This window comes from Micromonospora sp. WMMD961, from assembly GCF_029626145.1.
Lineage (GTDB): Bacteria > Actinomycetota > Actinomycetes > Mycobacteriales > Micromonosporaceae > Micromonospora.
In genome coordinates this window covers 760540-773492 of sequence record NZ_JARUBJ010000002.1, presented here as the reverse complement: position 1 = coordinate 773492, position 12953 = coordinate 760540, and the positions used below count along the sequence as shown (strand labels likewise).

Annotated in this window: 14 protein-coding genes; 8 read left to right on the top strand and 6 right to left on the bottom strand. The window is 71.6% G+C overall.

All coding sequences use genetic code 11. From position 1 onward, the window contains the following. Positions 1 to 12: 12 nt before the first annotated feature. Genes O7614_RS03750 through ligD (O7614_RS03735) form a run of 4 tightly spaced genes read right to left on the bottom strand, consistent with a single transcriptional unit; the run spans position 13 to position 3300 of the window. Entirely contained in the window at positions 13 to 897 is an 885-nt protein-coding gene (locus O7614_RS03750; RefSeq protein ID WP_278137092.1) for a hypothetical protein, read from the bottom strand. 5 nt (positions 898 to 902) lie between these two features. Next, on the bottom strand, positions 903 to 1421 hold the full coding sequence (locus tag O7614_RS03745; protein ID WP_278137091.1) for a SigE family RNA polymerase sigma factor: 519 nt from the start codon (positions 1419 to 1421) through the stop codon (positions 903 to 905). Between the two features lie 33 nt (positions 1422 to 1454). Next, positions 1455 to 2369 carry a non-homologous end-joining DNA ligase gene (ligD, locus tag O7614_RS03740; RefSeq protein WP_278137090.1) on the bottom strand — a complete coding sequence of 305 codons (915 nt, stop codon included), beginning with the start codon at positions 2367 to 2369 and terminating at the stop codon, positions 1455 to 1457. Beyond that, on the bottom strand, positions 2359 to 3300 hold the full coding sequence (gene ligD, locus O7614_RS03735; RefSeq protein ID WP_278137089.1) for a non-homologous end-joining DNA ligase: 942 nt from the start codon (positions 3298 to 3300) through the stop codon (positions 2359 to 2361). The genes ligD (O7614_RS03740) and ligD (O7614_RS03735) overlap by 11 nt, the downstream gene beginning before the upstream one ends. Positions 3301 to 3385: 85 nt before the next feature. On the opposite strand from ligD (O7614_RS03735), the gene O7614_RS03730 reads away from it, so the two are divergent. From O7614_RS03730 to O7614_RS03705, 6 genes are all read left to right on the top strand, one after another. Beyond that, positions 3386 to 4414, top strand: coding sequence for a Ku protein (locus O7614_RS03730; protein ID WP_278137088.1), 1029 nt, complete (start codon positions 3386 to 3388; stop codon positions 4412 to 4414). 75 nt (positions 4415 to 4489) lie between these two features. Continuing rightward, complete coding sequence (locus tag O7614_RS03725) at positions 4490 to 5128, top strand: DUF4241 domain-containing protein (protein WP_278137087.1); 639 nt, start codon at positions 4490 to 4492, stop codon at positions 5126 to 5128. A gap of 110 nt (positions 5129 to 5238) precedes the next feature. Next, positions 5239 to 5952, top strand: a complete 714-nt coding sequence (locus tag O7614_RS03720; protein WP_278137086.1) for an FKBP-type peptidyl-prolyl cis-trans isomerase — start codon at positions 5239 to 5241, stop codon at positions 5950 to 5952. Between the two features lie 189 nt (positions 5953 to 6141). Further along, positions 6142 to 6969 (top strand): hypothetical protein, encoded by an 828-nt coding sequence (locus O7614_RS03715; protein ID WP_278142137.1) that lies wholly within the window; start codon positions 6142 to 6144, stop codon positions 6967 to 6969. Positions 6970 to 7001: 32 nt separating this feature from the next. Beyond that, positions 7002 to 7655 carry an HAD family phosphatase gene (locus O7614_RS03710; protein WP_278137085.1) on the top strand — a complete coding sequence of 218 codons (654 nt, stop codon included), beginning with the start codon at positions 7002 to 7004 and terminating at the stop codon, positions 7653 to 7655. Between the two features lie 28 nt (positions 7656 to 7683). Continuing rightward, a complete protein-coding gene (locus O7614_RS03705; protein ID WP_278137084.1) occupies positions 7684 to 8694 on the top strand; it encodes an NADPH:quinone reductase in 1011 nt (336 codons plus the stop codon). 188 nt (positions 8695 to 8882) lie between these two features. Here the strand turns inward: O7614_RS03705 and O7614_RS03700 are convergent, their stop codons facing one another. Next, complete coding sequence (locus tag O7614_RS03700) at positions 8883 to 10517, bottom strand: fatty acid--CoA ligase (protein ID WP_278142136.1); 1635 nt, start codon at positions 10515 to 10517, stop codon at positions 8883 to 8885. Positions 10518 to 10588: 71 nt separating this feature from the next. On the opposite strand from O7614_RS03700, the gene O7614_RS03695 reads away from it, so the two are divergent. Beyond that, entirely contained in the window at positions 10589 to 11080 is a 492-nt protein-coding gene (locus O7614_RS03695; protein WP_278137083.1) for an NUDIX domain-containing protein, read from the top strand. A gap of 36 nt (positions 11081 to 11116) precedes the next feature. Here O7614_RS03695 and O7614_RS03690 read toward each other — a convergent pair whose 3' ends face one another. Then, positions 11117 to 12151: an aldo/keto reductase gene (locus O7614_RS03690; protein ID WP_278137082.1), complete on the bottom strand. Its 1035-nt coding sequence runs from the start codon at positions 12149 to 12151 to the stop codon at positions 11117 to 11119. 125 nt (positions 12152 to 12276) lie between these two features. Here O7614_RS03690 and O7614_RS03685 point away from each other — a divergent pair, with 125 nt between their 5' ends. Beyond that, a complete protein-coding gene (locus tag O7614_RS03685; RefSeq protein WP_278137081.1) occupies positions 12277 to 12909 on the top strand; it encodes a TetR/AcrR family transcriptional regulator in 633 nt (210 codons plus the stop codon). Positions 12910 to 12953: the final 44 nt, after the last annotated feature.

Genomic DNA, 12953 nt, shown 5'->3' with positions numbered 1-12953 from the left:
GGGCTCGCGGGTCTACTTCTTGATCATCACAACGTCGGTCGGGCGCGTGACCGTCACGTCGACGCCGTAGTCGAACAGTTCGAGCGTCGAGGTGGCAGTTCCGCTGTCGAGCCGACCCTTCGCCGTCGACTGCCAGGTAACGGTGAGCGCCACCTTCGCGATCCGACCGTCGCGGTCCAGCGTGACGTCGCCGGTCGTGCTGCTCGACCCGTCCCTGTCCGTGGTGGCGTACGTGAAGTGCAGCGTGCCGTCCGGGTTCTCGGTGACCGTCGCGTTCACGCGCTTCAACGCGGCGAACAGGGCAGCCGGGTCAGGTTCGGCGGCACCCAGCACCTCGTTCCCGTCGCCGTAGAGGAAGAGCCGGTTGTACGTCCCCGGGTACTGCCCGTAACGGCCATACGTCTCGCCCGGCCCCTTGTCGGCCGGCAGCGGGCTCAGGGGACGCTCGCCACCCTGGTACCGGGTGCCGTTGATCAGCAGCTCGGTCATCACCGAGTCGTCCTGCGGCGCGCGGACGTAGCCGGTCGCGGTCCTCGGGTCGAACGCGCCCTCGTAGGTCAGCCCGCCCGGGCCCGAGTTGGTCAGCCGCATCCGGTAGCTGATGTTCTCGCTGGCGGCGGCGGCCGAGACGAGCCGCATCGCCGGTGAGACGGGCTCCGGTCGCGCGGCCTCGGTGGTGACGCCGGGACGACCCGTCGGTGAGTTCGTCGTCACGGTCAATGCGGTGCCGACGCCCAGCGCCAGCAGTGCGCACGTCGAGCCGACCAGCGCGGTGCTCCGGCGTCGGCGGGCCCTCCGGCCGCGCTCGATCAGCGCGCCCACCGGGGGTTCGGAGCCCGTTTCGCCGTCGACGATGTCGTGCAGCCGTCGAGTGAGACGGTCATCGATGCTGTTCATGACGTTCACCTGCTTACCGAGTCGAAGGATTCCTCGAGGAGGTGGCGCAGTTTGCCCAGCGCCCGGGCGTTCTGGCTCTTGACGGTGCCCAGCGAGCAACCCAGCACCTGGGCGACCTCGCGCTCGCTCAGGTCCTCGTAGTGGCGCAGCACCACCACCGCCCGCTGCTTGGCCGGCAGTGACATCAGCGCCCGGCGCAGGACGACCGCGTCCGGCCCGACGCCGTCCGCCGGGGCGGCCCGGTCGGGGACGTCCGCGAAGAGGCGTTCGCGGCGACGCCGACGCCAACCGGACGTGTGGTTGTTGACCAGGGCCCGGCGGAGGTAGGCGTGCGGGTCGCCGAGCCGGGACAGTCGCCGCCACCGCTCGTAGACCTTGACCAGGCTGTCCTGGAGCAGCTCCTCGGCCCGCCACCGGTCGCCGCTGAGCAGCATGGCGAGCCGGATGTGTCGCTGCCACGCCACCTCGACGAACGCGACGTAGGACCGGTCCGTCGCGGACAGTGGTGTCTGTTGGTCGGTCACGCGCCTTACACGCGGCGGGATCGCCAAAGGTTGTCAGGCCGGGGGCAGTTCCGGGCCGCCGTCGAGCAGCGGGGCGAGCAGGTCGTCGTACTCCTCGACCCGGGCCAGCACCTCGGCGGCGGTGAACTGGCGGACGGCCGGCTTCCGGCCACGGGCGCCGGCCTCGACCTCGTCCCAGGTCAGCGGCGTCGACACGGAGGGCACCGACTGGGCCCGCAGGGAGTACGGTGCCACTGTGGTCTTCGCCGCGTTGTTCTGACTCCAGTCGATGAACACCTTGCCCGGGCGGAGGTTCTTCGCCATCTTCGACACGATCGACTTCGGGTGCGCCTTCTCCAACTCCTGGGCGATCCGTCGGGCGTAGTCGGAGACGACGTCCGACGACTGGGTGCCCGCGATCGGGCAGCAGAGTTGCATGCCCTTCTTTCCGGAGGTCTTCGGGTACGACTCGATGCCGTCCTCGGCGAGACGGTCGCGCATCAGCACCGCCACCGGGCAGCACTCGGCGAGCCCGGCCGGCGGCCCCGGGTCCAGGTCGACGACCATCATGTCCGGGTGCTCGCCGACCTTCCACTGCGGCGTGTGCAGCTCCAACGCGGCCAGGTTGGCCAACCACACCAGCGTCGGCAGGTCGTCGGCGACCACGTAGTCGATCGTCTCCCGACCCTTCGTCGACCCGGGCGCGGGCAGGTTCTCCACGCGCACCCAGTCCGGGGTCGCGGCCGGCGCGTTCTTCTCGAAGAACGACTTGTCGTCCACCCCGTTGGGGAAGCGGATCCGGGTCACCGGCCGGTCCCGCAGGTGCGGCAGCAGCACCGGGGATATCCGGGTGTAGTAGTCGATCACCTCACCCTTGGTGAAGCCCGCCGCCGGGTAGAGCACCTTGTCCAGGTTGGACAGCTCCAGCGGGCGGCCCTCGACGTCCACCCGTAGCCGCTCAGCCGGCATCGTCGACCTCCTCCGGAGGTTTGTCCGGGCGCATCCGCAGCACCCGGGGGAAGCGCAGCCGGCCGTCGGGGGTGCGCTGGCCGTACTTCACCTCCACGACCACCCGGGGTTCTACCCAGATGGCCCCCCGGGCATCCTCGCGCGGCACTCCCGGCGCGAACGGTGACGCGCCGGAGCGCAGCGGCTCCAACTCGGCGAGGAGCTGCCGCTCGATGGCCGCGCCGATACCGCCACCGACCCGCCCTCGATAGATCAACTTGCCGTCCGGGCCGGGCACCCCGACCAGCAGCCCGCCGATCCGGCGGGCGCCCGGTCGCCAACCACCGACGACGAAGTCACCGGTCACCTCAAGTTTGACCTTCACCCAGTCCGGTGAGCGCACCCCCGGGCGGTAGACGGCCCCGACCCGCTTGGCCATCACGCCCTCCAGGCCGTGCTCGCCAGCCGCCTTGTAGGTGGCCGGCCCGTCGGCGAACATCGGCGGCACCGCCCACCGGGCACTCCCCAGCCCCAACCCGTCCAGGGCCTCCCGGCGGCGCTCGTACGACCAGCCGGTCAGGTCGGCGCCATTGAGCCGCAGCAGGTCGAAGATCATGTACGTCACCGGCATGACCGCCGCCAACCGGGCCGCCTTGTTCCGGTCCCGCACGTGCATCCGCTCGGCCAGCGCGGTGAACGACGGCTGCCCGCTCGCGCCGAGCAGCACCACCTCGCCGTCGAGCAGCGCGTCGTCGACCTGCTCGGGCAGGGTGGTCAACTCCGGGTACGCGGCGGTGATCTCCACGCCGGAGCGGGCGTACAGGTGCTGACCACCGTTGGAGATGTCGGCGAGCGCGCGGACCCCGTCCCACTTGAACTCGTACGCCCAGCCGTCACCCGCCGGGAGCGGCCCGGTCATCGCGAGCATCGGCTTGAGCGGCGCGCCAGGCACGACCCGACTGTAGTAGCAGGCCGAACACCTCGCGTCAGGTTCTTTCGGATGCGAGCATGGTCGATACCGGGGAAGGGAGCGCAGGATGCGTGCCATCTGGAAGGGAGCCGTGTCGTTCGGGCTCGTCTCGATCGGGGTGAAGCTCTACTCCGCGACCGAGGAGAAGGACATCCGGTTCCACCAGGTGCACCGCGAGGACGGCGGCCGGATCCGCTACAAGCGCACCTGCTCGGTCTGCGGCGAGGAGGTCACCTACGACGACATCGCCAAGGGCTACGACATCGGCGGCGGCGAGATGGTGATCCTCACCGACGAGGACTTCGCCGACCTGCCGCTGACCAGTTCCCGTGCGATCGACGTGCTGGAGTTCGTGCCGGCCGAGCAGGTCGACCCGATTCTCTACAACAAGGCGTACTTCCTCGAACCGGAGGGCGCGGCGACCAAGCCGTACGTGCTGCTGCGCGACGCGCTGATCGACTCGGAGCGGGTGGCCATCGTGAAGGTGGCGCTACGTCAGCGGGAACAGCTCGCCACACTCCGGGTCCGCGAGGGCGTGCTGCTGCTCAACACGATGCTCTGGCCCGACGAGATCCGTACCCCGGACTTCGGTTTTCTCGACGAGGACCTCAAGGTGCGCCCGCCGGAGCTGGCGATGGCCAGCTCCCTGATCGACTCGATGACCGGTGAGTTCGAACCGGACGTCTTCACCGACGACTACCGGGCGGCGTTGCAGGAGGTCATCGACGCCAAGGTGGAGGGTCGGGAGGTCGTGCAGCCGGAGGAGGTCGAGGAGGCGCCGGCCGCCGCGGTGGACCTGATGGCCGCGCTCAAGGCGTCGGTGGAGCGCGCGAAGACCGCCCGCGGCGAGCAACCCGCCCGTGGCAGCGGCGGTGGCGGTGAGCCGACGCCCATCTCGTCGGCCCGATCCGCCCAGAAGGCGGCCGAGAAGAAGGCCGCCAAGGCACCGGCGAAGAAGACCACGGCGAAGAAGACCGCCGAGAAGAAGACGGCCGAGCCGGCGAAGAAGACCGCCGCCAAGAAGACCCCCGCGAAGAAGGCGGAGCCGGCGAAGAAGACGACAGCGCGCAAGACCGCACCCCGCAAGAGCGCCTGACGCCGACGTCAGCCGCGGCGGTGTCCGCCGCACCGGGTACGCTCCGCCGGCCGCTGGCGACCCGGAGGAGCCCCCATGTCGTACACCCCTGATCTGGACCGGTTGCTGACGCCCGGCGCACGCTTCACCGACGAGCACGGCGGATACCTGATCGAGGTCCACCCGGCGGGTGACGTCGTGCTGCCGACCGGCCGGGTGGTCGGCTGTGATCCGCTGGTCTGCCCGGAGGCGGAGCCGTTCACGGTGACCGTGCCGCCCGGGCGGTATCCCGCCCGCGCCTGGGTGGCCGTGGTGTTGCGCGAGGACGCCGAGGTGGACCGGCGGGTGGCCGCGTTCGAGCTGGTCGTCTCCGACGAGCCGACCGCACGTTGGGAACCGGCCGTCGCGGGCGACCAGGACGTCGCCACGCTCGGCGCTGACGACTACTTCGGGTACGGGGTGGACGCCGGTGCCGGCACCCTCGCCGATCCGACGGCGCTCGCCGCCCTGGAAGGCTGGGACGAGGACCGGGTCGAGGAGGTCTTCATCCCGGCAGAGCTGCCCGCGTCCCCGGTGCCGGGGCTGATCACCGCTGTTCTGGACGAGGCCAGCGGGGCCAACGTCGTCACCGTGGCCACCGGTTGGGGCGACGGCTGCTACGGCACCTGGATCGGTCGTACCGCCGACGGACGGATCACCTCGTTCGTGACCGACTTCATGGTCGTCCCGGAATAACGCCCGGGAAGCTCCCGGAACTGCCGCGCTGGGCGATCCGAGGCGTCCGCGGCGGGCACGGTGGGCCGCGGTGCGGGTACCGTGTGCGTCGGCTTTCCCCCCGGCACCGGGTGCCGGCCACACCTTCGCAGCAGGGAGTCGACGACGTGAGCGAGCGGACGCAGCAGAAGGGCCCAGACCAGAGCCCGGCGACCAAGTCGGGGCGCCGGTTGGCCGCCCAGTTGGCAGCGAAGAAGGCAGCCGACGCGAGGCGGAAGCGCAACGCGTGGGCGGGCGGCCTGGCCGGCGTCGCGGTGATGGCGCTGCTGATCGGCGGTTTCGTCTGGATCGACCAGAACCGCAGCGATGACAAGCCCGCCAACCAGGCCGGCGCGACCCCGTCCGCCTCCGCTCCGGCCCCCGACGCGCCGGGCGCTCCCCCCGCCCCGCAGCTCCCCGAGGGCGCCGACCCGGCGCTGGGCAGCAAGCCCACGGTGACGCCGGGCACGGGTGACCTCAAGAAGCTGACGGTCACCCCGCTGATCAAGGGCACGGGCCCGGCGGTGCAGAAGGGCCAGAACATCACCACCAACTACGTGGGGGTGTTCTTCAAGGACGGCAAGGAGTTCGACTCCTCCTGGAGCAGCGGGCAGCCGGCCACCTTCCCGATCGGCGTCGGTCAGGTCATCCCCGGATGGGACCAGGGCCTGGTCGGCGTGACGGTGGGCAGCCGGGTGCAGCTCGACATTCCGGGCGAGTTGGCGTACGGCAACGACGAGGCCGCCGCCGGCGGACGCCCGACCGGTCCGCTGCGCTTCGTGGTGGACGTCCTCGCCGCCCAGTGACCTGACCGAATCGCCCCGGTTGTCCACCGGTCGCGATGGGCTTGTTCACATGGGGCTTCCGGCCCGTCACCCAGCGGCAGTAGTTTCGGCGTCACCCCGGGCGGTTCGCCGCCCGGGGTGAGCATCCGTAACCGGGACGCGGAGGTGCATGTGACGGCGCTGGACGAGGCTGGACGGACGGCCCGCGTGATGTGGGCGCACTTCGAGCCGGTGCACGCGGTCACCTACCTCCATCCCCGGGCCCGCGCCGCGTACGAGGCGGTCGGGCTGCGCGGCTACTGGCGGGGTTACTTCGCCGGCCGCGCCGCGCCGCTGGGCGCCACCGAGGCGGCCCCGGTGGTCGCCGCCTTCTTCAACTTCGCGCCGCCGATGGTTGCCCGGGCACTGCCGGCGGTGTGGCGGTTGGCCACCCCGCCGGAGGCGCTCCGCGCCCGCCTGACCGGCGCGGTGCAGGCGCTCGCCGAGCTGACCTACGAGCTGCCGGAGTCGCACCTGGCGGAGGCTGCCGACCTGCTGGAGCGGGCCGCCTCGGCGGTGCAGACCGCCGGCCGGGTGCTCGGCGCGGTCAACGCCGCGCTGCCGGTCGGGGAGTACCCGCTGGCCCGGCTCTGGCAGGCCGCCACGACGCTGCGCGAGCACCGTGGCGACGGGCACGTGGCGGCGCTGGTGGCCGCCGGGCTGGACCCGGTCGAGACGCTGACCTGGCGGGTGGCGGCGGACGACTTGCAGCCGCAGTACCTGCTGGGTCGGGGCTGGTCCGAGGAGCAGTGGCAGGCCGCCCGCGAGCGGCTGACGCAGCGGGGCTGGCTGGCGGCGGACGGCGCGGCCACGGAGGACGCCCGGGCCGAGTTCCAGGCCGTCGAGGACGCCACCGACCGGGCCGCCGCGCACCCGTGGCAGACGCTCACCCCGGACGACCGGGACCGGCTCCGGGAGCTGCTGGAACCCATCGCCCGGTCCTGCCACGCGCTGGTCCCGGCGGACAGCCCGCTCGGCCTGCCCGCCCTGCCCGGCTGACCGGGCGCCCACCGGTCGGGCAGGATGGTGCCGTGACGGATGCGGTGGTCTTCGACCTGGACGGCGTGATCGTGGATTCCGAGCCGGTGTGGGAGGAGGTCCGCCGGGCGTACGTGGCGGCGCACGGCGGGACCTGGCAACCGGACACGCAACGTCGCCTGATGGGAATGAGCACCGGCGAGTGGGCGCACTATCTCAGCGGCGAGTTGGGCGTCGGCCGCACCGCCGAGCAGGTCGCCGCCGAGGTCGTCGAGGAGATGACCCGGCGCTACCGGGACCACGTACCCCTCATCGACGGCGCCGACCAGGTCGTCCGCCGGCTCGCCGGACGTTGGCCACTGGGGTTGGCCAGTTCGTCACCGACCCGGCTGATCGAGGCGGCGCTGGCCGCCACCGGCCTGACCGACGCGTTCGGCGCGACCCTCTCCACCGAGCAGACCGAGCGGGGCAAACCCGCGCCGGACGTGTACCTGAGCGTCGCGGAGCGCCTCGGCGTCGACCCGGCCCGCTGCGTGGCCGTGGAGGACTCGTCCAACGGGGTGCGCTCCGCTGCCGCCGCGGGCATGCGGGTGGTGGCGGTGCCACACGGTTCGTACCCTCTCGACCCGGACGCCGCCCGGCTGGCCACGGTGACGCTGAGCGCGATCGGTGAGCTGACCCCGGAGCTGGTGGACGAGCTGGGTTGACCCGGGCCGGGCGGGGTAGAGACCACGAATGAAGGCCATCGTGTACGAGCGCACCGGCGACCCTTCGGTGCTGGAGCTGGTCGACCGGCCGGTGCCGGAGCCGGCTGCGGGCGAGGTTCTGGTGCGGATGGCGGTCTCGGGGGTCAATCCGACGGACTGGAAGTCCCGCCGCAGCTCCACGCCGGACCGGTGGCAGATTCCCGGGCAGGACGGCGCGGGGGTGGTGGAGGCCGTCGGCGCGGGGGTCGACCCCGACCTGATCGGTGAGCGGGTCTGGATCTGGGAAGCGGCCTGGCAGCGGCCGTGGGGCACGTCGGCGGAGTACACGCTGGTGCCGGTCCGGCAGGCGGTACGCCTCGGCGACGCCCCGTTCGAGCTGGGGGCTGCCCTGGGCATCCCGTTCCTCACCGCGCATCGCTGCCTGACCGCCGGCGAGTTCATGCCGGACACGCTGCGCGCGGGTGCGCTGGCGGACCACACCGTGCTGGTGCAGGGCGGGGCGGGGGCGGTCGGGAACGCCGCGATCCAGCTTGCCCGCTGGGCCGACGCCACTGTCATCGCGACGGTGAGCAGTGCGGAGAAGGCACAGCTCGCGGCGGCGGCCGGCGCCTCCCACGTGGTCGACTACCGGGAGCAGGACGTGGTCGAGGAGATCCACCGGATCGCCCCGGACGGGGTCCACACGGTCGTGGAGGTCGCCCCGGCCCAGAACGCGGCGGTGGACGTGCAGGTGCTGCGGCACGGCGGCGCGGTCTGCATGTACGCGGACAACGGCGGGGGTGAGGTGAGCATCCCGATCCGGGCGATGATGGCGCCGAACGCCCGCTGGCAGTTCGTGCTGGTCTACACCGAACCGAAGGCGGCCAAGGCGCAGGGCGTCAAGGACGTGGCGGCGGCGGCCAGCCAGGGCGCGCTGCGGGTCGGCGCGGAGGCTGGCCTGCCGCTGCACTACTACCCGCTGGCTGAGACGGCAGCGGCGCACCAGGCGGTGGAGGACTCGACGGTGGGCAAGGTGCTGGTGACCACCAGCGACGCCTGATGGGGTCGCGCACCACCCGATTTCCCCGTCATCAGGACAGAAGCGAAGAAGTTTCGCAACAATGACGGTGCGGGTCATCCGCGTGGAACGGGCGGCCCCGGCGCGGTGCGAACGCCGGGGCCGCCCCCTGGGGAGGGATCTTCAGGAGTTGCCCCTTGCCCCAACAGGCGACAGTGCCGGGGAAAACGTTACGGGGCTGTCAGCTCCCGGACAGTCAGCTCACCCTCGGCGTACCGCGAACGGACGACCTTCTTGTCGAACTTGCCCACGCTGGTCTTCGGCACCGTGTCGATGAACGCCCAGCGCTCGGGCAACTGCCAACGCGCCACCGAGCCGGCCAGGAAGTCCCGCAGCTCCTCGGCGGTCACCGAGGCGCCCTCCCGGACCACCACGGTGGCCAGCGGCCGCTCGTCCCACCGCTCGTCCGGCACACCCACCACGCACGCCTCCAGCACCGCCGGGTGGGCCATCAGCGCGTTCTCCAGCTCCACCGACGAGATCCACTCACCGCCGGACTTGATCACGTCCTTGGCGCGGTCGGTCAGCGTGATGTACCCGTCCGGCGAGAGGGTGCCCACGTCGCCGGTGCGTAGCCAGCCGTCGCGGAACTTCTCCTCGTCCGGGGTGTCGTCACCGACGTACCGGGCGGTCACCCACGGCCCCCGGACCTCCAGCTCGCCCACGGCCTTGCCGTCGGCGGGCATCGGCTCGCCGGACGGGCCGACGATCCGCGCCTGCACGCCCGCCGGCACCCGCCCCTGGGTGTAGCGGTACCGCCACGCCTGCTCGCCGGTCGCACCGGCCGGTGGACGCGACACCGACCCCAGCGGGGACATCTCGGTCATCCCCCAGGCGTGGATGACGTCGATCCCGTGCCGCTCGTCGAACGCGTGCATCAGCGCCGGCGGACAGGCCGAGCCGCCGACGATCACCTCGGTGAGCGAGGAGGTGTCCACGTCGTGGCTGTCCAGGTAGGCCAGCAGATCCGTCCAGATGGTCGGCACCGCGCCGGCCAGGGTGGGCCGCTCGGCGGCGATCATCTCGGCGATCGGCGCGGCCTGGAGGAACCGGTCCGGCATGATCAGCGACGCGCCGGAGAGGAAGGCCGCGTACGGCAGACCCCAGGACATGGCGTGGAACATGGGCACGATGGCCAGCTCCCGGTCGGTCGGCCCGAGACCGAAGCCCTCCGGCATGCAGACCTGCAACGAGTGCAGGTAGATCGACCGGTGCGAGTAGGCGACGCCCTTCGGGTTGCCGGTGGTGCCCGAGGTGTAGCAGAGCGCGGCGGCGTCGCGCTCGTCCACCTCGGGCCAGTCGTACACCTCGGGCCGGTCGGCGAGCAGCGTGTCCCAGTGGTGCACGGTGATGCGTTCGCCGGCTGCCGCCACCAGCGGCGCCGGGTCACCGCCGCCGACCACCACGACGTGCCGCACCGTGGTCAGCTCGCCGATCACCCGGGCCAACAGCGGGATGAGCGTGGTGTCGACCAGCACCACCCGGTCCTCGGCGTGGTTGGCGATGTAGACGACCTGGTCGGGGAAGAGCCGGATGTTGAGCGTGTGCAGCACCGCGCCCATGCTCGGCACCGCGAAGTAGGCGACCAGGTGCTCGTTGTTGTTCCACATGAAGGTGGCGACCCGCTCGTCACCGGTCACTCCGCACTCGTCACGCAGCGCGTGTGCCAGCCGGGCGGCGGCGCGGCCCACCTCGGCGTACGTCATCCGGCGGGGTTCGGCGCCGGTCCAGGTCACCACCTCGGCCGTGCCGTGCACTCCTGCGCCGTGGTCGAGGATCCGGGAGACCTGCAGAGGGGCGTCCATCATCGTGCTACGCATGGGTAACAAGCTAGTGTCGCCGGTCACACGTTGGGAACCCCCGTAAGTTGTCGCAGGTGAGCATCTCCTGGGCCGACTCGTACGTAGGGCAGTTGCGCGCAATCGCCGGGGACCGAACGCTGATGTTCGTCGGCGCCCGCGCCGTGGTCAACGACAACGCCGGACGCATCCTGCTGATCCAGCGTTCCGACAACGGCCAGTGGGCCATGCCGGCCGGCGCGATGGAGCTGGGCGAGTCGATCGCCGACTGCGCGGTCCGCGAGGTCCGCGAGGAGACCGGGCTGCGCGCGTTGCGGGTCTGCGCGTTCGCCCTCTACACCGGGCCGGACCGGACCAGCACCAACATGTACGGGCACACGTACCAGGTCTTCACGACGGCGTTCAAGGTGGAGGAGTGGGACGGGCAGCTGTCCCGAGTCACCGACGAGACCACCGACGCCGGCTTCTTCCCCCGGGACCGGTTCCCCTCCCCGCTCTCCACCTCGGTCATCGAGACCCTGGCCGACCTGGACGTCTTCGAGCAGACGAACCGGCTGATCCTGAAGTAGGTCGGCCCCGGAATCTACTGACTCCGGGGCCGTGCCTCACTGCGGGTGGCGCATCGCGGCGAAGAACCCCTCCTGGATCCAGTTCGGGTACGCGACCGGCAGCTTGGTGGCCTCGTCCAGCTCGGTGAGGTCCTGCTCGGTCAGGGTGAGGTCCGAGGCGGCGATGTTGTCCACCAACTGGTCCAGCTTGCGCGCGCCGACGATCACGCTGGTCACGGCGGGCCGGGTCAGCAACCAGGCGACCGCCACCCGGGCCGGGCTGACGTCGTGCCGCTCGGCGACGCCCTTGAGCACGTCGACCACCCGGAAGGCGTGCTCCGGGTCGAACGGCGTGAAGCTGGTGTAACCGGGCTGCGCGCTGCGCGCGCCGCTGTCGGCGACGGTGCCGTCCCGGCCGACCTTGCCGGAGAGGAAACCACCGGCGAGCGGACTCCACACGGTCAGCCCGACGTTCGCGTCGAGCGCCATCGGCACCACGTCGCGCTCCACGTCCCGGCCCAGCAGGGAGTAGTACTCCTGCACCGAGACGAAGCCGGCCAACTTCTCCCGGGCGGAGATGCCCAGCGCCTTGGACATCTGCCAGGCGGCGAAGTTGGCCGCGCCGATGTAGCGGACCTTGCCCTGCCGGACCGCGTCGTCCAGCGCCCGCAGCATCTCCTCCATCGGAGTGATGTGGTCGAAGTTGTGGATCTGGTACAGGTCGATGTGATCGGTGCCCAGCCGGCGCAGGCTGTCCTCCAGGTTCTGCATGATGTGCAGCCGGGAGGTGCCCACGTCGTTCGGGCCGGGGCCGGTCCGGGAGTGCACCTTGGTGGCCAGCACCACGTCGCGACGCCGCTTGCCGAGCGCCTGACCGAGCAGTTCCTCGCTCTCGCCGTCGCCGTAGCCGTCGGCGGTGTCGACGAAGTTGACGCCCGCGTCCAGCGCCGTGTCGACCATCCGCTGCGCCTCGGGCAGCGCCAGCCCACCGAGGGTGCCGTAGATCGGGTGCCCGCCGCCCCCGAAGGTCATCGCGCCGAGTGAGATCTCCGAGACGTACACCCCGGTGTTGCCCAGCAGCCGGTACTTCACCTGTGTTGCTCCTCGTGGTGGGTCGGAGGCCGAGGTCGGACACTCCGTGGTCACTATGTCGGACACTGTGTCCGGCAATGAGCGTACGTCGCCTGCCCGACGCCCGGCCACCTAGGATTCCGGCTATGCCCTCGATCACCCGCCGCCGCCCGCGCAACCCCGATGGTCGGGCCGCCGTCGAGGCACGGGTGCTGGCGGCCACCGAGCGTCTCCTGCGGGAGGGGATCCGCTTCACCGACCTCGGGGTGCAGCGGATCGCCGCCGAGGCCGGTGTGGCGCGGTCGACCTTCTACACCCACTTCCAAGACAAGAGCGAACTGCTCATGCGCCTCGCCGGCACCATGCGGGAGAGTTCCTTCGAGCGCACCGGCGGCTGGGATCCGGGTGGACCCGGCGACCCGCTGGCGCGGTTGACCGAGGTCTTCGCCGACGTGATCCGGATCTACCGGACCTACGCCCCGGTGCTGGCCGCGGTCAGCGAGGTCGCCGCGTACGACGAGGTGGTCCGGGAGTACTGGGCAGCCGGGTTGGAGCAGTTCGTGGCCCGCACCGTGGACGCGCTGCGGATCGAGCAGGAGGCCGGGCGTACCCCCGCCGACCTGGACGTGACGGCGGCCAGCCGGCTGATCGTGGTCGGCGGCGACCGCTTCCTGGCCGACCACGTCAGCACCACCACGGCGGACCCCGAGACCGACGCGGCAGCCGCCCGGGAGTTGGCCGCGACCTGGTGGTACGGCGTCTACCGCCGCCCGGCCTGACCGCCGACGGCCCCGCAGCGGTCCGGGGCGGCCGGTCGAGACCC